The sequence below is a fragment of the Stenotrophomonas sp. 62841_Sma genome (assembly GCF_056482945.1).
This window is the reverse complement of record NZ_CM151224.1, coordinates 1,143,285-1,164,534: the sequence shown is the minus strand read 5'-3', so window position 1 is coordinate 1,164,534 and position 21,250 is coordinate 1,143,285. Positions and strand designations below refer to the sequence as shown.

Annotated in this window: 27 protein-coding genes; 21 read left to right on the top strand and 6 right to left on the bottom strand. The window is 67.4% G+C overall.

Going from position 1 to position 21,250, the window contains the following annotated elements:
* Window positions 1–4: 4 nt before the first annotated feature.
* Both ACZK5G_RS05485 and murU read left to right on the top strand, forming a co-directional pair.
* Entirely contained in the window at window positions 5–1,030 is a 1,026-nt protein-coding gene (locus tag ACZK5G_RS05485) for an aminoglycoside phosphotransferase family protein (protein ID WP_478465562.1), read from the top strand.
* Window positions 1,027–1,737, top strand: coding sequence for an N-acetylmuramate alpha-1-phosphate uridylyltransferase MurU (murU, locus tag ACZK5G_RS05480; RefSeq protein WP_478465561.1), 711 nt, complete (start codon window positions 1,027–1,029; stop codon window positions 1,735–1,737). Before ACZK5G_RS05485 ends, murU begins: the two co-directional genes overlap by 4 nt.
* 644 nt (window positions 1,738–2,381) lie before the next feature.
* Here murU and hda read toward each other — a convergent pair.
* Genes hda through ACZK5G_RS05465 form a run of 3 tightly spaced genes read right to left on the bottom strand, consistent with a single transcriptional unit; the run spans window position 2,382 to window position 5,394 of the window.
* Window positions 2,382–3,089 (bottom strand): DnaA regulatory inactivator Hda, encoded by a 708-nt coding sequence (gene hda, locus ACZK5G_RS05475; RefSeq protein WP_032130359.1) that lies wholly within the window; start codon window positions 3,087–3,089, stop codon window positions 2,382–2,384.
* Complete coding sequence (locus ACZK5G_RS05470) at window positions 3,089–4,258, bottom strand: AI-2E family transporter (protein ID WP_032130360.1); 1,170 nt, start codon at window positions 4,256–4,258, stop codon at window positions 3,089–3,091. The genes hda and ACZK5G_RS05470 overlap by 1 nt, the downstream gene beginning before the upstream one ends.
* On the bottom strand, window positions 4,255–5,394 hold the full coding sequence (locus ACZK5G_RS05465) for a DUF2066 domain-containing protein (RefSeq protein ID WP_032130361.1): 1,140 nt from the start codon (window positions 5,392–5,394) through the stop codon (window positions 4,255–4,257). Before ACZK5G_RS05465 ends, ACZK5G_RS05470 begins: the two co-directional genes overlap by 4 nt.
* Before the next feature lie 99 nt (window positions 5,395–5,493).
* Between ACZK5G_RS05465 and purM the strand changes: the two genes are divergently transcribed.
* The 7 genes from purM to ACZK5G_RS05430 all read left to right on the top strand — a co-directional run bounded on the left by purM (window position 5,494) and on the right by ACZK5G_RS05430 (window position 10,420).
* Window positions 5,494–6,552, top strand: a complete 1,059-nt coding sequence (gene purM, locus ACZK5G_RS05460) for a phosphoribosylformylglycinamidine cyclo-ligase (protein ID WP_478465560.1) — start codon at window positions 5,494–5,496, stop codon at window positions 6,550–6,552.
* A gap of 22 nt (window positions 6,553–6,574) precedes the next feature.
* A complete protein-coding gene (locus ACZK5G_RS05455) occupies window positions 6,575–7,063 on the top strand; it encodes a hypothetical protein (protein WP_478465559.1) in 489 nt (162 codons plus the stop codon).
* On the top strand, window positions 7,060–7,482 hold the full coding sequence (locus ACZK5G_RS05450; RefSeq protein ID WP_032130364.1) for a hypothetical protein: 423 nt from the start codon (window positions 7,060–7,062) through the stop codon (window positions 7,480–7,482). The genes ACZK5G_RS05455 and ACZK5G_RS05450 overlap by 4 nt, the downstream gene beginning before the upstream one ends.
* Window positions 7,483–7,523: 41 nt before the next feature.
* Window positions 7,524–8,186, top strand: coding sequence for a DUF2238 domain-containing protein (locus ACZK5G_RS05445; protein ID WP_049398166.1), 663 nt, complete (start codon window positions 7,524–7,526; stop codon window positions 8,184–8,186).
* Window positions 8,183–8,842, top strand: coding sequence for a phosphoribosylglycinamide formyltransferase (purN, locus tag ACZK5G_RS05440; protein WP_049398165.1), 660 nt, complete (start codon window positions 8,183–8,185; stop codon window positions 8,840–8,842). The genes ACZK5G_RS05445 and purN overlap by 4 nt, the downstream gene beginning before the upstream one ends.
* 67 nt (window positions 8,843–8,909) lie before the next feature.
* Complete coding sequence (locus ACZK5G_RS05435) at window positions 8,910–9,734, top strand: DUF3108 domain-containing protein (RefSeq protein WP_049462886.1); 825 nt, start codon at window positions 8,910–8,912, stop codon at window positions 9,732–9,734.
* 2 nt (window positions 9,735–9,736) lie between these two features.
* Window positions 9,737–10,420 carry a DUF3108 domain-containing protein gene (locus ACZK5G_RS05430; protein WP_010483632.1) on the top strand — a complete coding sequence of 228 codons (684 nt, stop codon included), beginning with the start codon at window positions 9,737–9,739 and terminating at the stop codon, window positions 10,418–10,420.
* A 122-nt stretch (window positions 10,421–10,542) separates the two neighbouring features.
* Here ACZK5G_RS05430 and ACZK5G_RS05425 read toward each other — a convergent pair whose 3' ends face one another.
* Genes ACZK5G_RS05425 through ACZK5G_RS05415 form a run of 3 tightly spaced genes read right to left on the bottom strand, consistent with a single transcriptional unit; the run spans window position 10,543 to window position 12,392 of the window.
* Entirely contained in the window at window positions 10,543–10,872 is a 330-nt protein-coding gene (locus ACZK5G_RS05425; protein ID WP_032130368.1) for a hypothetical protein, read from the bottom strand.
* A complete protein-coding gene (gene murA, locus ACZK5G_RS05420; protein ID WP_032130369.1) occupies window positions 10,869–12,140 on the bottom strand; it encodes a UDP-N-acetylglucosamine 1-carboxyvinyltransferase in 1,272 nt (423 codons plus the stop codon). Before murA ends, ACZK5G_RS05425 begins: the two co-directional genes overlap by 4 nt.
* 21 nt (window positions 12,141–12,161) lie before the next feature.
* Window positions 12,162–12,392: a BolA family protein gene (locus tag ACZK5G_RS05415; protein WP_478465558.1), complete on the bottom strand. Its 231-nt coding sequence runs from the start codon at window positions 12,390–12,392 to the stop codon at window positions 12,162–12,164.
* Window positions 12,393–12,446: 54 nt separating this feature from the next.
* On the opposite strand from ACZK5G_RS05415, the gene ACZK5G_RS05410 reads away from it, so the two are divergent.
* The 12 genes from ACZK5G_RS05410 to ACZK5G_RS05355 all read left to right on the top strand — a co-directional run bounded on the left by ACZK5G_RS05410 (window position 12,447) and on the right by ACZK5G_RS05355 (window position 21,248).
* Complete coding sequence (locus tag ACZK5G_RS05410; RefSeq protein WP_110711422.1) at window positions 12,447–13,448, top strand: KpsF/GutQ family sugar-phosphate isomerase; 1,002 nt, start codon at window positions 12,447–12,449, stop codon at window positions 13,446–13,448.
* A gap of 66 nt (window positions 13,449–13,514) precedes the next feature.
* Window positions 13,515–14,063: a KdsC family phosphatase gene (locus ACZK5G_RS05405; RefSeq protein WP_049398160.1), complete on the top strand. Its 549-nt coding sequence runs from the start codon at window positions 13,515–13,517 to the stop codon at window positions 14,061–14,063.
* The gene (lptC, locus tag ACZK5G_RS05400; protein ID WP_049462883.1) at window positions 14,060–14,635 is read left to right on the top strand and encodes an LPS export ABC transporter periplasmic protein LptC; all 576 of its coding nucleotides are present in this window, start codon (window positions 14,060–14,062) and stop codon (window positions 14,633–14,635) included. The genes ACZK5G_RS05405 and lptC overlap by 4 nt, the downstream gene beginning before the upstream one ends.
* Before the next feature lie 104 nt (window positions 14,636–14,739).
* Complete coding sequence (lptA, locus tag ACZK5G_RS05395) at window positions 14,740–15,291, top strand: lipopolysaccharide transport periplasmic protein LptA (RefSeq protein WP_032130194.1); 552 nt, start codon at window positions 14,740–14,742, stop codon at window positions 15,289–15,291.
* A complete protein-coding gene (gene lptB / locus ACZK5G_RS05390) occupies window positions 15,291–16,010 on the top strand; it encodes an LPS export ABC transporter ATP-binding protein (RefSeq protein WP_032130193.1) in 720 nt (239 codons plus the stop codon). The genes lptA and lptB overlap by 1 nt, the downstream gene beginning before the upstream one ends.
* A gap of 39 nt (window positions 16,011–16,049) precedes the next feature.
* Window positions 16,050–17,474 (top strand): RNA polymerase factor sigma-54, encoded by a 1,425-nt coding sequence (locus ACZK5G_RS05385; RefSeq protein ID WP_253144174.1) that lies wholly within the window; start codon window positions 16,050–16,052, stop codon window positions 17,472–17,474.
* A 58-nt stretch (window positions 17,475–17,532) separates the two neighbouring features.
* The gene (gene hpf / locus ACZK5G_RS05380) at window positions 17,533–17,850 is read left to right on the top strand and encodes a ribosome hibernation-promoting factor, HPF/YfiA family (RefSeq protein WP_004147311.1); all 318 of its coding nucleotides are present in this window, start codon (window positions 17,533–17,535) and stop codon (window positions 17,848–17,850) included.
* 21 nt (window positions 17,851–17,871) lie between these two features.
* Window positions 17,872–18,324, top strand: a complete 453-nt coding sequence (locus ACZK5G_RS05375; protein WP_032130191.1) for a PTS sugar transporter subunit IIA — start codon at window positions 17,872–17,874, stop codon at window positions 18,322–18,324.
* Window positions 18,321–19,271 (top strand): HPr(Ser) kinase/phosphatase, encoded by a 951-nt coding sequence (hprK, locus tag ACZK5G_RS05370; protein WP_005408388.1) that lies wholly within the window; start codon window positions 18,321–18,323, stop codon window positions 19,269–19,271. The genes ACZK5G_RS05375 and hprK overlap by 4 nt, the downstream gene beginning before the upstream one ends.
* Before the next feature lie 27 nt (window positions 19,272–19,298).
* Window positions 19,299–20,183 carry an RNase adapter RapZ gene (gene rapZ / locus ACZK5G_RS05365; RefSeq protein WP_032130190.1) on the top strand — a complete coding sequence of 295 codons (885 nt, stop codon included), beginning with the start codon at window positions 19,299–19,301 and terminating at the stop codon, window positions 20,181–20,183.
* Window positions 20,184–20,593: 410 nt separating this feature from the next.
* Window positions 20,594–20,986, top strand: coding sequence for a PTS sugar transporter subunit IIA (locus ACZK5G_RS05360; protein WP_049462131.1), 393 nt, complete (start codon window positions 20,594–20,596; stop codon window positions 20,984–20,986).
* Entirely contained in the window at window positions 20,979–21,248 is a 270-nt protein-coding gene (locus tag ACZK5G_RS05355) for an HPr family phosphocarrier protein (RefSeq protein ID WP_005408385.1), read from the top strand. Before ACZK5G_RS05360 ends, ACZK5G_RS05355 begins: the two co-directional genes overlap by 8 nt.
* The last annotated feature ends 2 nt before the right edge of the window (window positions 21,249–21,250 follow it).

The following is a 21,250-nucleotide window of genomic DNA, read 5'->3' as shown; positions in this document are numbered from 1 at the left end:
CTGCATGACCGAACCCGCCTCCGATCCCCAGCGCAGCGCGCAGCGCCTGCAGTGGGCCCGTACCCAGCTCGATGATTCCAGTGCGGTGGTCGAACGCGCCTCGGTCGATGCCGGCATGCGCAGCTACTGGCGTACCACCAGCACGCGCGGCAGCCACATTGTGATGGACGCCCCGCCGGGGCTGGAAGATCCGCGCCCGTGGCTGCGCATGCGCGGCCTGCTGGATGACAACGGCCTGCGTGTGCCCGCGCTGCTGGCACAGAATCTGGATGCCGGCTTCCTGCTGCTGGAAGATCTCGGCGGCCCGACCCTGGCGAAGATCCTCGACGAGCGCAACGCGGACGAATGGTTCGGCCGCTCGATCGAACAGCTGCTGCGCCTGCAGGCGATCCCGGTGCCGGCCGACTTCGGCCAGTTCGGCGAAGCACTGCTGCAGCGCGATGCCGGCCTGTTCGACGAATGGTTCCTGCAGCGCCACCTGAACCTGGAACTGGACTGCGGCGAGATTGAAGGGCTGCAGCTGGTGCACCGCCGCTTGATGGACAACGCGCTGGGCCAGGCCCAGCTGATGACCCATCGCGACTACATGCCGCGCAATCTGATGCCGGTCGAGAATGGTCCGGCAGTGCTGGATTTCCAGGACCTGGTGCGCGGCCCGATCGCCTACGATGCGATGAGCCTGTTCAAGGACGCGTTCCTGAGCTGGCCGCTGCAGCGTGTGGACGAGTGGCTGGCGCAGTATCACGAGCGCGCCCGCAACGCCGGCCTGCCGGTGCCCGACCGTGCCACCTTCCTGCGCGATGCCGACTGGATGGGCATCCAGCGCCACGTGAAGATCCTCGGCCTGTTCTGCCGCCTGCGCTATCGCGACAACAAGGGCCATTACCTCGACGACGCGCCGCGCTTCATCACCTATCTGGATGAAGTGCTGCCGCGCTACCGCGAGCTGGCACCGCTGCAGCAGCTGCTGGAACACCGCATCAAGCCGGCGCTGGCCGAGTTGGCCGCACCGATGCGCGTGGCCCGATGAAGGCGCTGGTCTTTGCTGCCGGCCTCGGCGAGCGCATGCGCCCGCTGACCCTGCACACGCCCAAGCCGCTGCTGGACGTGGCCGGCAAACCGCTGATCGTCTGGCACCTGGAACGCCTGGCCGCACTCGGCGTGCGCGAGGTGGTGGTCAACACCGCATGGCTGGCCGAACAGTTTCCAGCGACGCTGGGCGATGGCAGCCAATGGGGCCTGCGCCTGCATTTCATGTACGAAGGGCAGACCCCGCTGGAAACCGGCGGCGGCATCCTCAACGCGTTGCCGGTGCTGGGCGACGCCCCGTTTCTGGTCGTGAACGGCGACATCTGGACCGATTTCGATTTCGCCACGCTGCCGCGCGAGCCGCAGGGCCAGGCGCATCTGGTGCTGGTCGACAATCCGCTTCAGCACCCGAACGGTGACTACCGCCTCGATGCGCAGGGGTTGCTGCACCACGACCGCGAAGGACCGTGCCTGACCTATGCCGGCATCGGCGTGTATCGCCCTTCCATCGTGGCCGACTGGCGCACGGTGATCGGTGATGCACCGGGCAGCGAGCGGCTGCCGCCGAAGTTCTCGGTGGTGCCGCTGCAGAAGCACTTCATGGCGCAGGGATTGATGACGGGGCAGCACCATCGCGGGCGCTGGACCGATGTCGGGACCGTGGATCGCCTGCGCGCGCTGGATGTTGAGTTGGCCGCGAACGGCTGAGCCCCTCGTGGCTGGGCGCGTAGAGCGGATCGCGTGTTTGGCCGGTCGGGTGGGCCATGCAGGGGACGCTGCAAGTCCCCCTCCGGGGCCCGGCCCAGCCGCTGGCGGCTGTGCGTTCAGGCGCTTGCGAAGCAGTGCTTCGCAAGCAAAGCGCCTTCACCCCTGTAAGCTCGATGGCGCCATCCATGGCGCCAACGCCCCTGCATGGCCCACCCGACCAGCCTCTGACAGTTTCCGTGGGCGTCCAGCCACGGAAGAAAGAAAGAAAAGCAAAAGCGGGTCGCTTCGCTGCGCTTGCTCTGATGACGACCAACGGTCGTCACCCACCACAAACAAGAGTCGCCCACCACAAGCAAGACACGTATCGACCAAGGTCGACACCCATCAACAGCAATGCAGTACGCAGTCCCGGCAGATCGCGGGAACCTGTCGAAGGCGGGGTGGCTCAGGTTGCGGGGGCGTGAGCGCCATGGATGGCGCGACCGAGGCTACATGGACGTACTTGCGCCGTCCCCCGCAACCTGAGCCCCCCCGCCATCCCTCAGGAAGCCAGCTTCTGCTGTTGCTTCGGCTCTTGCTGTTGCCGGCCAGCGGCCGGCACTACGGCGGGTGCAGGGCGCAGCCCTGCAAAGCAAACCCCAACCTCAGTAACGCGGCCGGCCTTCTTCCAGCACCTGGCGCAGGAACGGCACGGTGATCCGCCGCTTCGCCGCCAGCGACTCGCGGTCCAGCCAGTCCAGCAGGGTGATCAACCCACCCAGCTCGCGCCCGGTATGCGACAGCAGCCACTCGATCGAGGCCTCGTCGATCGCCAGCCCACGCCGCAGCGCGCGCTCACGCAGCACCGCTGCCCGCCCTTCCTCATCCAGCGGCTGCAGCAGCACACGCACGCACTGGCCCAGCCGCGAACGCAGATCGGGCAGTACCAGGCCCAGTTCTTCCGGCGCCTTTTGCGCCGTGTACAGCACGGTCACGCCCGCAGCGCGCGCGCGGTTGTGGAAATCGAACAGCGCGATCTCGTCCTCGCGGTTGCCGGCCACCTCGTCCAGGCCGTCCAGCGCCACCAGCTCGCGCGCCTCCAGCCCATCCAACGCCGCGCGTACGCGGCCGGCGGCGCTGGCCAGCGGTACGTAGGTCGGCAGTCGGCCGGCCTGCTCGGCGCTGGAGCACATCGCCAGTGCCTGGTGGGTCTTGCCCGTGCCCGCCGCACCTTCCAGATAAACCCAATCGTGGCTGGCACCCACCGCGATCGCGCGCAGCTGCGCCAGCGCGCCGTCCGGCGCGCCGATGAAGGTCTCCAGGCGCTGGTCCCGCGGGTAATGCAGGGCCAGCGGCAGTTGCGGCACACCCATCACTTCAGGTCGGGGCCCTTGTCGTTCGGAATGATGATATGGGGGGCATCGACCACGCCATCAAGCACGATCGCCGGCTTCTCACCCACGTACAGCTCGCTCTGGCGATAACGCTGGTGCGCGTAGCGCAGCAGCACGTTGGTCACCGCTGCCACCGGCAGCGCCAGCAGCATGCCGAGGAAGCCGAACAGCTGGCCGCCGGCCATCACCGCGAAGATCACTGCCACCGGGTGCAGGCCGATCTTGTCGCCGACAATCCGCGGGGTCAGCACGTAGCTTTCCAGCAGCTGGCCCACGGTGAACACCACGCCGACCAGGATCAGCAGCTTCAGGTCGAAGCCCTGTGCCTGCACCAGTGCGGCGACCACCGCCATCAGGATGCCGGTGGTCGCGCCCAGGTAGGGAATGAAGCTGATCAGGCCGGCAATCAGGCCGATCAGCAGACCCAGCTTGAGGCCGACCAGCGACAGGCCACCGGCATAGATCACGCCCAGTGCCAGCATCACCAGGAACTGACCGCGGATGAAGGCGCCCAGCACCTCGTTGGACTCACGCGCCAATGCGCTGATGGTGCCGATCTGGTTGCGCGGAATCACCGACGCCACGCGCTCGACCAGCTTGTCCCAGTCACGCAGGAAGTAGAACGCCAGGATCGGCAGCAGCAGGATGTTGACCACCCAGGTCACCATCGCAAAGCCCGAACGCGAGACGTAGCCCATGAACGTGGTGGCGAAGCCGCCGGCCTGCTGCCAGTGGCTGCGCACCCATTCGATCAGGCGGTCCGGGTCCAGCCACTGCATCACTTCCAGGCCGGTCTTCTGCTCGAACCAGGGAATGCCCTTTTCCATCAGCCACGCCTGTGCCTGCGGCGCGACCGCAATCAGGGTGGTGATCTGGCGCTCGATCATCGGCACCAGCACCAGCAGCAGCGCCACGATCACCAGCACCATCGCCGCGAATACCAGCACCACGCCGGTCATGCGCGAACGGCCGGTGGCCTCGATGCGGTCCACCAGCGGATCGCCCAGCCAGGCCAGCGCCAGCGCCAGCACGAACGGGGTCAGGATCGGCGCCAGCAACCACACCACCCAGCCGATCAGGCCGGCGAACAGGATGTACTTCAGGCGGCGCAGGAACTGCGCGATTTCCGCTTCCGGGGTCAGGTTCATCGCAGGCGGTACTCGTTGCTGACCGGCGCAGCGACCGGGGCACCGGTGGTGTCGTCGATCGGCGTCGGCAGGGCCGGCAGCGGTGCGCTCGGCACCAGCACGCCGTTGTCGCCCAGCATGCGGTTGAAGCCGGCCAGGCCGGTGGTCATCTCCAGGCTCAGCTCCAGCTGGCCGGCCGAAGCGTGCAGCGGGGTGACGTTGCGCACCACCGGCACCTCACGCAGGCCGGCAGCCAGGCGCAGGTAGTCGTCGGCACTGTTGATGCCGGTGACCACCACCCGATAGGTGCCGGCCTGGCCGACGGCCGCGCCGGCCTTGGCATAGCGCTTGACCAGCGCATCGGCGGCACCATCGGCACCGGCGGCCATCGCGCGCATGGCGTTGGCGTCCTTGCTGGTCCACTTGTTCAGCTCACGGCCGTTGTCGACGAACACCCAGTCCGCCTGCCAGCCGCCATTGGCGCGGTACAGCTTGCCGATCAGCTGCATCGGCGGCGAGTAGCGCGAAGAGGCACGGGCCACGGCGGCACTGTCCTGGCGCCAGATGGCACCGGCCAGCGCCTGTTCGGCGGCACCACCGCTGGGCAGGCCCAGCTTGTAGCCGCGTTCAATGGCGCGGTTCAGCAACGGGCGGGCGGCGTTGGCCTGCTGCACGCTGACCAGGCGCGGACCGCTGCCGTCATCGACGGCCAGCCACAGCACCGGCTTCGGTCGGGGCTGCGGCCACAGCGGCAGGCCCAGCGCCGACACCAGCGAATCGACATCGTCCTCGCGGAAGCGGGCCACCAGCAGGGTACGGAAGCTGGGGGCGCCACTGGCGCTCACGCTCTGGTCCTGCTTGTAGTCGTAGCTGGCCACGTAATCCTTGGCATTGCGCAGCGCCTGGGCCACGCCAGGGCGCGACATCACGCTGCGATCGCCGGACAACTTGCCCAGTACAACGCTCAAGGCGCGGGCCAGCGCACCGTTGCGGTCGGCTTCGGCCTGGCTGTTGACGGGCACTTCGGCCTCGTACGCGCCAGTGGCGGTGGCAACATCACCCTCGGTGCGCAGGCCGCTCTGGGCCATCGTGGCCACCGGCAGGCTCAGCGCAAGGAGCAGGGTCAGAATCAGGCTGCGGCGCATCAGGACATCCATTGGCTCGACGTATCCGGGGGAATTGTTGCCCGAATACGGCCTTTGCGCCAATGCGGCCTGTTAAAATCGCCCGTTCAACCCCTGCCAGCGCCGACGCCCGTGACCAACACCCCGTCTTCCGCCCCCTCCCCCCTCACCTACCGTGACGCGGGTGTCGACATCGACGCCGGCAACGAACTGGTCGAGCGGATCAAGCCCCTGGTCAAGCGCAGCTTCCGCCCGGAAGTGATGGGCGGCCTGGGCGGCTTCGGCGCCCTGTTCGACCTGTCCAACAAGTACCGCGAGCCGGTGCTGGTGTCGGGCACCGACGGCGTGGGCACCAAGCTGAAGCTGGCCCACCAGCTGAACCGCCACGATACGATCGGCATCGATCTGGTCGCCATGTGCGTGAACGACGTGCTGGTGCAGGGTGCCGAACCGCTGTTCTTCCTGGACTACTTCGCCACCGGCAAGCTGGACATCGACACCGCCGCGGCGGTCGTGGGCGGCATCGCCAACGGCTGCACCGAGGCCGGCTGCGCGCTGATCGGCGGCGAAACCGCTGAAATGCCCGACATGTATGCCCCGGGCGAGTACGACCTGGCCGGCTTCACCGTCGCCGCGGTCGAGAAGAGCGAGCTGAAGGATGGCGCCAGCGTGGCTGCCGGCGACGTGCTGATCGGCATCGCTTCGTCCGGCCCGCATTCCAACGGCTACTCGCTGGTGCGCCGCATCTACGACCGCGCCGGCCGCCCGGCCGAGCTGGAGCTGGAAGGCGGCGTGAAGCTGGTCGATGCGCTGATGGCGCCGACCCGCCTGTACGTCAAGCCGATCCTGTCGCTGCTGAAGTCACACGGCGAGGCCATTCACGGCATGGCCCACATCACCGGTGGCGGCCTGACCGAGAACATCATCCGCGTGGTGCCCGACGGCCTCGGCCTGGACATCCAGGCCTCGTCCTGGACCCTGCCGCCGGTGTTCCAGTGGCTGCAGAAGGAAGGCGCGGTCGCCGACAGCGAGATGTGGCGCACCTTCAACTGCGGTATCGGCTTCGTGCTGATCGTGGCGCCGGACCAGGTGGCCGCGGTATCCGATGCGGTCAAGGCGCAGGGCCTGGAGCACTGGACCATCGGCCAGGTGGTCACCGCCGAAGGCGCCGAGCGCGTCCACATCGCCTGATCCCGACAACCCAGGAGCCCGCATGGACGCAACGCCCCCCTTGTCGCCCGCCCCCGTGCCGCCGCCGCTGGCGACGGTACCGGTGTTCAACGCGCAGGATGCCGACCACCTGCGCATGCTGGCCATCGCGCACTACGTGGTCGGCGGCCTGATCGTGCTGTTCTCGCTGATCTTCATCATCCACATCGTGCTGGGCATCACCGCGCTCACCGGCAACCTGCCGATGAATTCCGGCGGCCAGCCGTCGTCGCCGGCCGAACAGCGCCTGTTCGGCTGGATGTTCACCCTCATCGGTTGCGTCGCCGTATTCGGTGGCGTCAGCCTGGGCGCGTTCGTCGCCTATGCCGGCCGCTGCCTGGCCCAGAGACGCCGCTACCTGCTGTGCCTGATCGCGGCCGGCCTGGCCTGCCTGTTCACCCCCATCGGCACGGTGCTGGGGGTATTCAGCCTGATCACCCTGCTGCGCCCGCAGGTGAAGGCCGCCTTCGACATTCCCGCCACGCCCGCATGACCGCCTCCGGCAATCCGCCGCCGCTGCCGCATCAGACCCTGGCGCAGCTGCAGCTGACCAGCCACCTGCAGACGCTGAAAGTGCTGTTCTACGCGTTGGCCGGCTTCCATTGGTTCGCCACAGTGGCGTTTCTTGGCCTCAGCGGATGGGTGGCCCACTCGCGCGGGCTGGACGATGCCTGGATGCTGACCACGGTCTATGCGTCCATCGCCGTGCTGGCGGCCGTGCTGGGGTTCGTGCAGTTGTATACCGCGCGCCAGCTGTCACATCGCACCGGGCTGGCCTGGTGCCGGCGCGCGGCCTGGCTGGGCGTACTGGCCGGCCCGCTGGGCATGGCCTTGGCCGCCTATGCCTGGGTGTTCCTGTCCAAACCTGACATGGCCGCGCTGTTCGACCGTGGCGACCACCTCAGTGTCTGAACCTGCCGGCAGACGCCCCGTCCTTTCCTGATCGATTTCCCATGTCCGCGCCTGCCCTCCCGACGTCCGCTTCGCCCACCACCCACCGTTTCTCGGGCCCCAAGAAGCTGGCCTTTGCCGCCGTGCTGGCGGTGTTCGCAATCAGCTGGGTCCACCCGCTGTGGCCTACCGAACAGGCCCTGCACAGCACCCTGACCGTGATCGGGCTGGCCGCGCTGCTGTGGGTCGACCGTCGCGGCGGCTGGCTGGGCAACGGCGCCTTCATCGCGATCTGCGGCTTCATCGCCCTGCACTGCGTGGCCGCGCGCTGGCTGTATTCCAACGTGCCCTACGACGCCTGGGCGCAGACGCTGAGCGGCTGGTCGCCGAATGCGGCCTTCGGCTGGCAGCGCAACCATTTCGATCGCCTCATCCACTTCCTGTTCGGCGTCTGCTTCACTCCTGCGCTGCTGCAGCTTGCCCGTCATGCGTGGCCGGCGCTGCGCCTGGGCCAGGCCTTCACCCTGGCGGTGATGACGGTGATGTGTGCCAGCCTGGTCTACGAATGGTTCGAGTGGGCCATCGCGCTGGCGCTGTCACCGGATGCTGCCGAGGCCTACAACGGGCAGCAGGGCGACATGTGGGACGCGCACGCCGACATGCTGATGGCCACCCTCGGCAGCCTGCTGATCTGGCCGCTGATCCGCCGGAGCGCCCAGCAGTGACCGCGACCACCCGCATTGCCGTGCTCGCCTCCGGCCGCGGCAGCAACCTGCAGGCCATCCTCGATGCCATTGCCGACGGCCGACTGCCCGCCGAGGTGGTCGGCGTGTTTTCCGACCGCCCCGCCGCAGAGGCCCTGCAGCGCGTCGCACCGAACCTGCGCTGGGCGCATGCACCGAAGTCCTTCAGCGACCGCGCCAGCTACGAGCAGGCGCTCGGCGATGCGCTGGCCGCAGTACAACCGGACTGGATTGTCTGCGCCGGCTACATGCGCATCCTCGGCGCGGCCTTCGTACAGCGCTTCAATGGCCGGCTGGTCAACATCCATCCATCGCTGCTGCCGCTGCACAAGGGCCTGGACACCCACGCACGGGCGCTGCAGGCGGGCGACGCCGAGCACGGTGCCAGCGTGCATCTGGTCGTGCCCGAGCTGGATGCGGGCGCCGTGCTGGCGCAGGTGCGGGTGCCGGTGCTGCCCGGCGATGACGCCGACAGCCTGGCCGCGCGCGTGCTGGCGGTGGAGCATCCGCTGCTGATCGCCACCCTGCAGCTGTTGTGCGCCGGCCGCCTGGCTGAACGGGAGGGCCAGCCGCAACTGGACGGTCACCCCCTGTTTAGCCCGTTGGCCCTAGATTCCGCCGGGAACCTGAACCGGTAGTCCCCATGCACACGCCCCGCTGACTGCGGGGCTGGCATCCTGCCCCCTCCTGCGGTCCCTGTCCTCCATGAAGACCACGACCCTGCTGTCCACTCCATTGCTGTTGTCGCTTGCCGTGTTCCCCGGCGTGGGCTGGGGCCAGGCACAGGCGCCCGCCACCCCGCCGGCACCCGTGCCCGCAGCGCAGCCGCCAGCCGATGCGCCGGCCGTACCGATGCCACCGGCACTGGCCTGGGAGCCACCGCCGCTGCAACCGTTCAGCGCCACCTACCAGGCCTTCTACAAGGGCAAGGAAGCGGGCGATGCCAGCATGCAGGTCACCCACACCGGCGGCAGCCAGTGGCGGGTGGACATGCAGGTGGTCGGCCGCCGCGGCTTTGCCAGCGTGCTGGGCCTGAACATCGAACAGAGCACGGTGTTCGAGGAGCGCAGCGGCGTGTATGCGCCGCTCAGCCAGAGCACGGTGCGCAAGGGCCTGTTCCTGGGCAAGAAGGCGGTCGGCACCTACAACTGGCAGGCCGGCACCGCGCAATGGACCGGTGACGTCAAGAAGGAACGCGCGCAACCGATCCCGCTGCAGGCAGGCGACCAGAGCGCGCTGCTGATCAACCTGGCGATCATGCGCGATGCGCGTCCAGGCGCCTCCATGCATTACCGCTACGTGGACATGGGCAAGGTCCGCGAACACGACTACCAGGCCGCGCCGCAGACCGAGAACGTCGAGGTCGGCGACCTGTCCTACAACGCACTGCGGGTCTACCGGACCAACGGTGGCAGAAACGAAACCATTCTCTGGATCGCCAACGGTGTCCCCACCCCGGTGCGCATCCTGCAACGCGAAGACGGCGAAGACCGCGTCGATCTGCGCCTGATCGAATACCAAGGAGTCTGAGCATGAATACCCTGACCCGCCCCCTCACCTGGATCGCAGCCGCTGCCCTGACCGTGGCCAGCCTGCCGGCCATGGCGCTGGAACCGTTCAAGGCCGATTACCTGGCCAGCTACATGGGCATGCAGGCCAACGGCACCATGACCCTGGCCAGCGAAGGCAGCAACAAGTGGCGCTACAGCCTGCAGGTGAAGAACCAGCTGGCCGACCTCAGCCAGAGCACGGTGTTCGAGGAAGTGCGTGGCCAGCTGCGCCCGCTCAGCAGCCAGGACCGTTCGGCGCTGCTGGTGAAGAAGCGCAACGTGCAGGCCAACTACAACTGGACCAGCAACCAGGCCACCTGGACCGGTGACATCAAGCCGGATCGCGCTGGCCCGATTGCGCTGAAAGCCGGTGACATGGATGCGCTGCTGATCAACCTGGCGATCGCCCGTGACCTGGCGGCGGGCAAGCCGCTGACCTATCGCATGGTCGACGAAGGCCGCATCAAGAACATGACGTACCGTGTGATCGGCAAGGAATCGATCACCGTGGGCGGCAAGAGCTACGAGGCCACCAAGGTCTCGCGCGCCGACGGCAACAAGGAGCTGATCGCCTGGATCGTGCCGGAATTCCCGGTACCGGCGCGCATGCTGCAGCGTGAGAGCGGCCGCGATGCGCTGGACCTGACCATCAAGGCGATGAACTGACGCGCGAACCGGTAGTGCCGGCCACTGCCCGGCATTCTCGCGATGCTCCACGAGGTTGATGGGGTTGCCGGCCAGCGGCCGGCACTACCGAAAAGAAAACGCCCGCTTTCGCGGGCGTTTTCTTATTTCTTCGCTTCAGCCGGTTTCTGTTCCTCGGCCGGCTTGAACTCGGTCCGGCAGTCCACGCGGATCTGCTCACCGGTGCTGCGCCAGACGAAGGTGCGGCAATGACGGTTGCCGTCCTGGCTGTCGTTCACTGCGACCGCATAGAACGACTCGATGATTTCATCACGCGAGACCGTGCCATCGCCGTTCCAGTCCATGTCCTTCTGCTCGATGCCCTGGGTGATGGCGATGTTGGCGTACCAGGCATAGCCCAGCCACGCCAGCACGATCAGCACCAGCGCCAGCAGCGCCTTGCGACGCGGGCTGAACTTGCCGCGCAGGATCATGGCACGCGCCGGATGGTGGCACCGAGCGAAGACAGCTTCTCTTCGATGTTCTCGTAGCCACGATCAAGGTGGTAGATGCGGTCGATGGTGGTCTCGCCGCTGGCCATCAGGCCGGCCAGGATCAGCGAGGCCGAGGCGCGCAGGTCGGTGGCCATCACCGGCGCGCCGCTCAGGTGCTCGTTGCCACGCACGATGGCGGTATGCCCTTCGACCTGGATATCCGCGCCCAGGCGCAGCAGTTCGTTGACGTGCATGAAACGGTTCTCGAAGATCGTTTCGTTGATCACACCCACGCCGTCGGCCACGCAGTTGAGCGCCATGAACTGCGCCTGCATGTCGGTCGGGAACGCCGGGTACGGCGCGGTGGTCAGGTTGACCGCCTTCGGCCGCTTGCCCTGCATGTCCAGGGTGATGCTGTCGTCGGTGGTCTCGATCTTCGCACCGGCTTCGACCAGCTTGGACAGCACCGCGTCCATGGTGTTCGGGCGCGCACGGTTGACCGTGACCTTGCCACCGGTCATCGCTGCGGCCACCAGGAAGGTGCCGGTCTCGATACGGTCGGGCAGCACTTCATGGCGGCCGCCGGACAGGCGCTCGACGCCTTCGATCACCAGCCGGGCAGTGCCCAGGCCTTCGATCTTCGCGCCCAGCGCGATCAGGCAGTGCGCCAGATCGGTCACTTCCGGTTCCATCGCGCAGTTGTCGAGGATGGTGGTGCCTTCGGCCAGCACCGCGCCCATCAGCACGTTCTCGGTGCCGGTGACGCTGACCATGTCGAAGGTGAAGTGCCCCCCCTTCAGCCGCTTGGCGGTGGCCTTGATGAAGCCGTTCTCGACCACGATCTCGGCACCCAGCGCCTGCAGGCCCTTGATGTGCTGGTCGACCGGACGCGAACCGATCGCGCAGCCGCCCGGCAGCGATACTTCGGCCGCGCCGAAGCGGGCCAGCAGCGGGCCCAGCACCAGGATCGAGGCGCGCATGGTCTTGACCAGCTCGTACGGTGCCACGTGCTGGTTGACCGAACGCGGGTCGACCACGATCGCACTGCCGCGCGACAGCGTGCCCTGGTCGATGGTGACCTTGGCGCCCAGCTCGCCCAGCAGCTTCACCGTGGTGACCACGTCGTGCAGGTGCGGCACGTTGGTGATCTCCACCGGCGCATCGGCCAGCAGGGTCGCGCAGAGAATGGGGAGGACGGCGTTCTTGGCGCCGGAGATGCTCACTTCACCGTGCAGCGCAGCGCCGCCGGTCACAACGATCTTGGCCATGTATTCGGGATCTTCTGCGGTTCAGCCGGCTTCGGCCGGGGTCACGGTTTTCAGCGCCAGCGCGTGGATCGCGCCGCCCATCAGGTCGCCCAGCGTGGCATACACCATGCGGTGGCGAGCCAGCAGCATCTTGCCGGCGAAGGCCTCGCAGACCACGGTCGCTTCGAAATGCACGCCATCGTCGCCCTGCACGTCGGCGCGGGCGCCGGGCAGGCCGGTTTCGATCAGATTGCGGATGGTGTCGGCGTCCAACGGGCTTTCCTAATAAAATGTGCCTCCATTCTACTTCCGCTGCGTGGCGTCCGCATGGCCGAATCCCTGTTGCCCCCCCGTTCCGTCGACCCTGCCGGCCTGGTCGCCAGCGGCCGCCGCGTGTTCGAGATCGAGCGGCAGGCGCTGGATGCCGTGGCCGACCGCCTCGGCGAGGCCTTCCAGCAGGCCTGCCAGGCGATCCTGGCCAGCCGTGGGCGCGTGGTTGCGACCGGCATGGGCAAGTCCGGCCACATCGCCCGCAAGATCGCCGCCACCCTGGCCTCGACCGGCACACCCGCCTTCTATGTGCACCCGGGCGAAGCCGGCCACGGCGACCTGGGCATGATCACCGAGGACGATGTGGTGCTGGCCCTGTCCTATTCGGGCGAATCGGACGAGGTGCTGATGCTGCTGCCGGTGCTCAAGCGCCAGGGCAACGTGCTGATTTCCATGACCGGCCGCCCGCAGTCCAGCCTGGCCACCGCCGCCGACATCCATCTGGACGTGAGCGTTCCGGCCGAGGCCTGCCCGCTGGCGCTGGCGCCGACCTCCAGCACCACCGCCTCGCTGGCGATGGGTGATGCGCTGGCCGTGGCCCTGCTCGACGCACGCGGCTTCACCGCCGACGATTTCGCCCGTTCACACCCGGCCGGCAGCCTCGGCCGCCGCCTGCTGCTGCATATCACCGACGTGATGCACACCGGCGACGACCTGCCCAGCGTGGGCGCCGACGCCAGTCTCAGTGAAGCGCTGATGGAGATGAGCCGCAAACGGCTGGGCATGACCGCCGTGGTCGATGCCGACGGCGTGCTGATCGGCCTGTTCACCGACGGCGACCTGCGCCGCGCGCTGGACAGTGCGCTGGACGTGCGCACCGCCAAGATCGCCGATGTGATGACGCGCAACCCGCGCACCATCGGCGCCGACCAGCTGGCCGTCGAGGCGGCCCGGCTGATGGAGACCCACAAGATCACCGGCCTGATCGTGGTCGATGGCCAGGGCCGCGCAGTCGGTGCCCTGAACATTCATGACCTGTTGCGGGCCCGGGTGGTTTAACCGACAGTCCATAGACCCCATTCAGTCTGTAACGCCGCACCCGCCCCCAACGAGCCTGCCGCCCTGATGCCCTGGTCCCCCCTGCCCGCCTTCCCCGCCCACCTGCATGCCGCCGCGGCCCGTATCCGCCTGGCCTGCTTCGACGTGGACGGCACCCTCACCGACGGTCGGCTGTACTACGACAAGGACGGCAACGAGAGCAAGGCGTACTTCGTGCAGGATGGCCTGGGCCTGAAACTGCTGCAGCAGCACGGCATCCATCCCGTGCTGATCACCGCGCGCAACAGCCAGTCCGCGCTCAAGCGCGGCGCCGACCTCGGCATCGATACCCAGATCGCCGTAGGCGACAAGCTGGCCAGCGTGCAGGCGCTGTGCGCGCAGCATGGCATCGGCCTGGAACAGGTGGCCTTCATGGGCGATGACCTGCCGGACCTGGCGCCGCTGGGCGCGGTCGGCCTGGCGGTGGCGCCGGCCAACGCCCATCCGTGGATCGCCGAGCGCGTGCACTGGCAGACCCGTGCCGATGGCGGGCGTGGCGCCGCGCGCGAGCTGTGCGACATCCTGCTGGCCGCGCAGGGGCATGTGGACGCCGTACTGGCGAGGTTCGGAGCATGAACCTGCCGACCGTGAACTGGCGCACCCTGCTCGGCATCGGCCTGCTGCTGGCCGCCCTGCTGAGCAGCTGGGCGGCGCTGCGCAACCGCGACAAGGGGCCAGCCAGTGGCGGCCAGGAAGTGGGCGTGGATTACATCCTGCACGACTTCCAGATCGTCGCCCTGGATGAGCACGGCAAGGAATCGACCACGCTGCGCGCACCGTTGCTGGAACGCCAGCGCGGTGACCAGACCATCAACATCGCCACGCCGTTGTTCGAGATGCCGGACAAGGATGGCAGGCACTGGACCCTGCGTGCCGAAACCGGCTGGCTCAGCGCCAAGGGCGACGAGATGAAGCTGCGCGGCAACGTCGCCGGCGACAGCCCGGTCGGCCCGGGCACGGTGCCGACCACCTTCCGCACCGACCATCTGGACGTGTTCCCGAAGGAAAACCGCGCCCGCACCGACGCCCTGGTGACCATGACCCGCCCGGGCATGGAACAGTCCGGTGTCGGCTTCGAAGTGGATTCGAAGAACAACACGTATCATTTCCTCAGCCAGTCCAAGGGCCGCTACACGCCCAAACGCTGATTCCGCCGCCAGCCTGCGACGTCTCCGGACAGGCGCAAGGCCGGCAGCCCCACCCGCCCGCCCCCGGTCCACCCGGGAGGCCCCCACCGGTAGAACGGACCCCGATGAAGATTCCCTTTGCCGCCGTACTCGCGCTTGGTCTTCTTGTCCCCAGCGCCGCCTTCGCCAAGTCCACCGACCGCAACGAAGACATGCACATCGATTCCGGCGCCCAGTCGGGCACGCTCACCGGCGACGGCAAGACCGTGCTGTCGCAGGGCGTGATCATCACCCAGGGCACGCTGGACCTGCGCTCGTCCGAGGCCGAGATCTACCTCAAGGACGGCGAGCCCGTACGTGCGGTGTTCACCGGCAAGCAGGCCAAGATGAAGCAGCAGCTCGATGATGGCACCTGGATGGACGCGCTGGCCGACCGCATCGACTACGACATCAAGACCGAGATCATCACCCTGACCGGCAACTACAAGGTCACCAGCGCGCGCGGCACCAATGCCGGCCAACGCATGGTCTACAACACCCGCACCGGCGAAATGAACTCCGGTGGCGACGGCAGCCGCGTGCGCACTGTCATCCCGCCGAAGAACAAGACCCCGGCCGCACCTGCGGCACAGCCCAAGGCCACCACGCCGGCACAGCCGGCCGGGAGCAGGAAGTAATGCTCGTCGCCAAGGGCCTGCGCAAGAAGTACAAGCAACGCGAAGTCGTCAAGGACTTCGGGCTGACCCTCGACGCCGGTGAAGTGGTCGGCCTGCTCGGCCCCAACGGCGCCGGCAAGACCACCTGCTTCTACATGATCGTCGGCCTGGTTGCCGCCGATGCTGGCAGCATCGTGCTCGACGGCAAGGACATCACCGGCGACCCGATGTATACCCGGGCCAAGCAGGGCGTGGGTTACCTGCCGCAGGAGCCGTCGGTGTTCCGCAAGCTGACCGTGGCCGACAACCTCCGCCTGGTACTGGAGCTGCGCGAAGACCTGGATTCGGCTGGCCGCGAGCGTGAATTGAACAGCCTGCTCGACGAACTGCAGCTGGGCCACGTCGCCGACCAGCTCGGCGCCAGCCTGTCCGGTGGCGAACGTCGCCGCTGCGAGATCGCCCGTGCCTTGGCCGCGCAGCCGCGCCTGATCCTGCTCGACGAACCGTTCGCCGGCGTCGACCCGATTTCCGTCGGCGAGATCCAGCGCATCGTCACCCATCTCAAGCAGCGTGGCATCGGCGTGCTGATCACCGACCACAACGTGCGCGAGACCTTGGGTATCTGCGACCGCGCGTATATTCTCGCCGAGGGCAGCGTGCTGGCCCAGGGCTCGCCGGAAGCGATCCTGGACAACGCCGATGTACGTCGCGTCTACCTCGGGGATTCCTTCAAGCTGTGAAGCAGTCGCCGGGTTCCTCTCCTTCCTTTCGGCACAGGCATGAAGACTCGGCTGCAGACATCGTTGGGACAGCAACTGGTGCTCACGCCCCAGTTGCAGCAGGCGATCAAGCTGCTGCAGATGTCCACCACCGAGCTGGAGCTGGAGATCGCCCAGGCGGTGGAAAGCAATCCGCTGCTGGACTGGGCCGACAGCAGTGACAGCAGCAGCGCCAGCAACGAAGGCAGCGATGGCAACGACGGTGACGCCCCGGCAGAACGTACCGATGCCGGTGACGACTGGGCACCGGCCGAACTGGACTGGAGCGCGGCCGGCAGCGGCGGCAGCTTCGACGATGACGACGACACCGGCAGCGCCGCCGAGCGCGTAGCCGAAACCGAAACACTGGCCGACCATCTGCTGTGGCAGCTGCATCTGTCGCATCTGTCCTCGCGTGATCGCAGTATCGGTGCCGCACTGATCGATGCGCTGGACGACGACGGTTACCTGCGCGAGCCGCTGGCCACCATCGCCGAAACCCTGTTGCCGGCGATCCACGCCGACGAGGACGAGATCCTCGCCGTGCTGCATCGCATCCAGCGTTTCGATCCGGTCGGTGTGGCTGCACGCACGCTGGGCGAATGCCTGCTGCTGCAGCTGGATGTGCTGGCCGGTGACACGCCCGGCCTGGTGCTGGCGCGACAGATTGCCGCAGGCCCGCTGGAACGGCTGCCGCGCAGCGGCGTCGCCGGGCTGGCCCATGAACTGAAACAGCCCTTGGACGAGGTCGAGACCGCAGTCACCCTGCTGCGCTCGCTGGACCCGCGCCCGGGCACGCAGATCGCACCGCTGTCGCAGGACACCTACGTGGTGCCGGATGTGGTGGTGTGGCGGCAGAACGGCGTATGGCGCGCAGCGCTGGCCGCGCATGCCGGGCCGAAGGTGGTGATCCACCGCGGCTACGAACAGCTGATCCGACGTTGTGGCGACGCCGATGCCGGCTACCTGCGTGCCCAGCTGCAGGAAGCGCGCTGGCTGCTGAAAGGGCTGCAGCAGCGTGGCGAAACCCTGCTGCGGGTGGTACGCAGCCTGATCCTGCAGCAGGCCGGCTTCCTCGAATTCGGCGAGCAGGCGCTGCGTCCACTGACCCTGCGCGAGATCGCCACCGAGCTCGGCCTGCACGAATCCACGGTCTCGCGCGCGATCGCCCGCAAGCACGTGCGTACCCCGCGCGGCACCCTGCCGCTGCGCGCCTTCTTCGCCTCGGGCATCGATACCGAGGGCGGTGGCGAGGCGTCCAGCACGGCCATCCAGGCGATGATCCGGCGCCTGATCGACGACGAGAACCCGCGCAAGCCGCTTTCTGACGCCAAGCTGGCTGACCTGCTCAAATCGTCGGGAATTCCAGTAGCGCGACGCACCGTGGCGAAGTATCGTGAAGCCATGAACATTTCCGCCTCGCACGAAAGGGTCAGAATCGCTTGACGCGCCGCCGCGCCCGGCGGAGAGGTTCATTGGCACATCCGAACACAGGAGAAACCCGATGCGCATCGAAACGTTTGGCAAAGATGTCGAAGTCACCCCGGCCCTGCAGTCCTATGTAGAGGAGAAGCTGGCCCGGATCGGCAAACACTTCGACCAGCACTGCGAAGCGCGGGTGACCCTCAAGCTGCAGAAGACCGAACACCACGTCGACGCCAGCCTCAACATTCCCGGCCAGACCCTGCACGCCGAGGCCAATGCCCAGACCATGTATGCCGCGATCGACCTGCTTGCGGACAAGCTTGACCGTCTGGTGATCAAGCACAAGGAGAAAAAACAGCAGCACGCACCGCTGCCGGTGGGCGACAATGGTGGCTGATCGCCACCGTTCCCCGCAGACATGCCCCTGACTGACCTCCTGGCGGCCGTGCAGACCCAGCTCTGCACGGCCACCGACCGCGACAGCGTCCTGCAGGCCGCCGCCGGGTTGCTGGCCTGCCGCCAGGCCAACGCCGAACAGATCTATCTGAACCTGTGCCAGCGCGAAGCGCTGGGCAGCACCGCGATCGGTCATGGCATCGCCATTCCCCACGGCCGCGCGCCAACCCTGGACCGCCCCCGCGGCGCCCTGCTGCGGTTGGCCACCCCGGTCGACTTCGGTGGCGACGAGCCGGTGGACCTGGTGTTCGCCATGGCCGTCCCCGCCCACTACACCCACCAGCACCTGATGCTGCTGTCCGAGCTGGCCGAGCTGTTTTCGGCGCCCGACATCCGCCAGGCCCTGCGCGAAGCGGGCGATGCCCGGGCGCTGCGCGAGGCGCTGGACATGACCCCACCTGCGAGTGCCGCATGAATACCAGCATCACCGCCCGTGAACTGTTCGAACAGCAGCGCGAGCGGCTGGGGCTGCGCTGGGCTGCCGGCAAGTCCGGCGAGAAGCGCGAGCTGGAGGCCGGCAACACGGTCTCGCGGCGTCCATCGCTGGCTGGTTATCTCAATGCGATCTACCCCAACAAGGTGCAGATCCTGGGCACCGAGGAACTGTCCTGGCTGGATGCGCTGGAACCGCGCCAGCGCTGGGAGACCATCGAAAAGATCATGCAGTCGCACCCGCTGGCGCTGGTGCTGACCCGCAACCAGGCCTGCCCGGAAGACCTGCGCGCCGCTGCTGACGAATCCGGCACGCCGCTGTGGCTGTCGCCCAAGCGCGGCCACGAACTGCTGAACCATCTGTCCTACCACCTGGCGCGCACGCTGGCGCCGCGGGTGATCCTGCATGGCGTGTTCATGGAGATCTACTCCATCGGCGTGCTGATCACCGGTGAGGCCGGATCGGGCAAGAGCGAGCTGGCGCTGGAGCTGCTCAGCCGCGGCCACCGCCTGGTTGCCGACGATGCCCCCGAATTCACCCAGATCGCGCCCGACGTGCTCGATGGCACCTGCCCCGAACTGCTGCAGGACCTGCTGGAAGTGCGCGGCCTGGGCGTGCTGAACGTGCGCGAGATGTTCGGCGACACGGCTGTAAAGAAGAACAAGTACCTTCGGCTGATCGTCCACCTGACCAAGCCGATGACCGAACCCACCCCGCATGGCTACGAGCGCCTGACCGGCGACTCGGGCACCCGCCATGTGCTGGACCTGGATGTACCGCTGATCACCCTGCCGGTGATGCCCGGCCGCAACCTGGCCGTGCTGACCGAGGCCGCGACCCGCCTGCACATCCTGCGCACCAAGGGCATCGACCCGGCGGCCATGTTCATCGCCCGCCACAGCAACCTGCTGGAACGGCGAACACCCTGATTCCCCTGTCCTTCGAAGAGCCTGTCCATGAGCACCGTCACCCCCTCCGCCCCGACCCTGATCATCGTCAGCGGCCTGTCCGGCTCGGGTAAATCCGTCGCCCTGAAGACCTTCGAGGACCAGGACTACTACTGCTCGGACAACCTGCCGATCAATCTGCTGCCCGACTTCGTGCGCAGCCTGCTGGCCAACCACGACGGCAGCGCACCACGCCGCCTGGCAGTGGGCATCGACGTGCGCGGCCAGGCCGACCTGAGCCAGCTGGGCGACTGGCGGCAGCTGGCCACCGATGCCGGCGTGGAAGTGAAGGTGCTGTTCTTCGAGGCCAGCGACGAGGCCGTGCTCAAACGCTACGCCGACACCCGCCGCCGCCATCCACTGAGCCAGCTGGGCCTGTCGCTGCCCGAAGCGATCGCGCGTGAGCGTGAATTGACCGCACCGCTGCGCCGCGAGGCCGATGCGGTGATCGATACCAGCAATCTCAACGTGCATCAGCTGCGGCGGCGGATCATCACCGAGTTCACGATGGACCATGCCACCGGCCTGTCGCTGCTGTTCGAATCGTTCGCCTACAAGCGCGGCGTGCCGGCCGAGGCTGACTTCGTGTTCGATGCGCGGGTGCTGCCCAATCCACACTGGGACCCGGATCTGCGTGCGCTGAGTGGCCGCGAACCGGGCGTGCGCGACTACCTGGAAGCGCAGCCGGACGTGCAGCGCTACCTGACCCAGCTGATGGATTTCCTCGATACCTGGCTGCCGAAGCTGGGGGATGGCACCCGCAGCTATGTGACCGTGGCCTTCGGCTGCACCGGCGGCAAGCACCGTTCGGTGTTCCTGGCCGAGCGCCTGGCCCGGCATGCCCGCGAGATGGGCTGGGAAGACGTGGCGACCTACCACCGCGAACAGGATTGAGGGGGTCGGCCGGGCTACGCCCGGCACCCGCAGGTAGTGCCGGCCGCTGGCCGGCAACAGCAAAAGCAAAAGCGGCATTCCGTGGGATGGCGGGGCGGTGTGGGTCTGCAGGACACGCCGTAAACCCGTCCATGGGGGCTCGATGGCGCCATCCATGGCGCCAACGGTCCTGCAGACCCACACCGCCCCACCTCTGACAGATTCCGTGTGCTGTTGGTAGGTGTCGACCTTGGTCGACACAGTAGATCCACGCCATGCGTGGATGAATCCCGGTCAGGCACCGAAAAACGGATGGGGTCGGATCCTTTTCCAACGGAAATGGGCTCCGACCCGAGCAACGCTGAATACGGGACACAGTGCCCCTCATCTGCTGCTATCGCCAATTCACCTTGACCTGTTAACGTGCAGTAATGACCTGTGGCATTCTCCTCGTAACACATCCCGGGGTCGGGACCGCCCTGCTAGACGTGGCGACCCGGCTCCTGCGGCAATTGCCGCTGAAAACCGAAGCTTTCGAAGTTCCGTTCGACGCAGACCTGGACGCCCTGCTCCCGCTCGCCTCGGCCGCTCTGCGGCGGGTCGACAATGGTGAAGGCGTGCTGATCCTGACCGACCTGTACGGCGCCAGCCCCGCCAACCTTGCCGGGCAGCTGGCCCGGCTGGGGACCCCGGTTCGCCGGGTGTCGGCGCTGAGCCTGCCGATGTTGCTGCGGGTGATGAATTATCCGGAACAGGGACTGGATCAACTGCCCGCCACAGCCGCGGCGGGTACCCGTAATGGAGCGATAGTCGACGATGCTTGAACGAGAACTCACCGTGAGCAACCGCCTGGGCCTGCACGCCCGGGCCACCGCCAAGCTGGTGCAGACCCTGGCGCCGTTCCGCTGCAACGTGACCATGGCCGCCAAGGGCCGTGAGATCAACGCCAAGAGCATCATGGGCGTGATGCTGCTGGCCGCCGGCCAGGGCACCCCGGTCACGGTGCGCATCAACGGCGAGGACGAAGCCGCCGCGATGGAAGCGGTGGTCGGCCTGTTCGAACGCCGCTTCGACGAGGACAGCTGAGC

What these genes read in the sequence shown, in the direction of transcription:
- ACZK5G_RS05485 (WP_478465562.1), top strand. Translation starts at nt 5, where the DNA reads ATGACCGAACCCGCCTCCGATCCCCAGCGCAGCGCGCAGCGCCTGCAG.
- murU (WP_478465561.1), top strand. Translation starts at nt 1,027, where the DNA reads ATGAAGGCGCTGGTCTTTGCTGCCGGCCTCGGCGAGCGCATGCGCCCG.
- hda (WP_032130359.1), bottom strand. Translation starts at nt 3,089, where the DNA reads ATGGGTGTGCCGCAACTGCCGCTGGCCCTGCATTACCCGCGGGACCAG.
- ACZK5G_RS05470 (WP_032130360.1), bottom strand. Translation starts at nt 4,258, where the DNA reads ATGAACCTGACCCCGGAAGCGGAAATCGCGCAGTTCCTGCGCCGCCTG.
- ACZK5G_RS05465 (WP_032130361.1), bottom strand. Translation starts at nt 5,394, where the DNA reads ATGGATGTCCTGATGCGCCGCAGCCTGATTCTGACCCTGCTCCTTGCG.
- ACZK5G_RS05455 (WP_478465559.1), top strand. Translation starts at nt 6,575, where the DNA reads ATGGACGCAACGCCCCCCTTGTCGCCCGCCCCCGTGCCGCCGCCGCTG.
- ACZK5G_RS05450 (WP_032130364.1), top strand. Translation starts at nt 7,060, where the DNA reads ATGACCGCCTCCGGCAATCCGCCGCCGCTGCCGCATCAGACCCTGGCG.
- ACZK5G_RS05445 (WP_049398166.1), top strand. Translation starts at nt 7,524, where the DNA reads ATGTCCGCGCCTGCCCTCCCGACGTCCGCTTCGCCCACCACCCACCGT.
- ACZK5G_RS05435 (WP_049462886.1), top strand. Translation starts at nt 8,910, where the DNA reads ATGAAGACCACGACCCTGCTGTCCACTCCATTGCTGTTGTCGCTTGCC.
- ACZK5G_RS05430 (WP_010483632.1), top strand. Translation starts at nt 9,737, where the DNA reads ATGAATACCCTGACCCGCCCCCTCACCTGGATCGCAGCCGCTGCCCTG.
- ACZK5G_RS05425 (WP_032130368.1), bottom strand. Translation starts at nt 10,872, where the DNA reads ATGATCCTGCGCGGCAAGTTCAGCCCGCGTCGCAAGGCGCTGCTGGCG.
- murA (WP_032130369.1), bottom strand. Translation starts at nt 12,140, where the DNA reads ATGGCCAAGATCGTTGTGACCGGCGGCGCTGCGCTGCACGGTGAAGTG.
- ACZK5G_RS05410 (WP_110711422.1), top strand. Translation starts at nt 12,447, where the DNA reads ATGGCCGAATCCCTGTTGCCCCCCCGTTCCGTCGACCCTGCCGGCCTG.
- ACZK5G_RS05405 (WP_049398160.1), top strand. Translation starts at nt 13,515, where the DNA reads ATGCCCTGGTCCCCCCTGCCCGCCTTCCCCGCCCACCTGCATGCCGCC.
- lptC (WP_049462883.1), top strand. Translation starts at nt 14,060, where the DNA reads ATGAACCTGCCGACCGTGAACTGGCGCACCCTGCTCGGCATCGGCCTG.
- lptA (WP_032130194.1), top strand. Translation starts at nt 14,740, where the DNA reads ATGAAGATTCCCTTTGCCGCCGTACTCGCGCTTGGTCTTCTTGTCCCC.
- lptB (WP_032130193.1), top strand. Translation starts at nt 15,291, where the DNA reads ATGCTCGTCGCCAAGGGCCTGCGCAAGAAGTACAAGCAACGCGAAGTC.
- ACZK5G_RS05385 (WP_253144174.1), top strand. Translation starts at nt 16,050, where the DNA reads ATGAAGACTCGGCTGCAGACATCGTTGGGACAGCAACTGGTGCTCACG.
- hpf (WP_004147311.1), top strand. Translation starts at nt 17,533, where the DNA reads ATGCGCATCGAAACGTTTGGCAAAGATGTCGAAGTCACCCCGGCCCTG.
- ACZK5G_RS05375 (WP_032130191.1), top strand. Translation starts at nt 17,872, where the DNA reads ATGCCCCTGACTGACCTCCTGGCGGCCGTGCAGACCCAGCTCTGCACG.
- hprK (WP_005408388.1), top strand. Translation starts at nt 18,321, where the DNA reads ATGAATACCAGCATCACCGCCCGTGAACTGTTCGAACAGCAGCGCGAG.
- rapZ (WP_032130190.1), top strand. Translation starts at nt 19,299, where the DNA reads ATGAGCACCGTCACCCCCTCCGCCCCGACCCTGATCATCGTCAGCGGC.
- ACZK5G_RS05360 (WP_049462131.1), top strand. Translation starts at nt 20,594, where the DNA reads ATGACCTGTGGCATTCTCCTCGTAACACATCCCGGGGTCGGGACCGCC.
- ACZK5G_RS05355 (WP_005408385.1), top strand. Translation starts at nt 20,979, where the DNA reads ATGCTTGAACGAGAACTCACCGTGAGCAACCGCCTGGGCCTGCACGCC.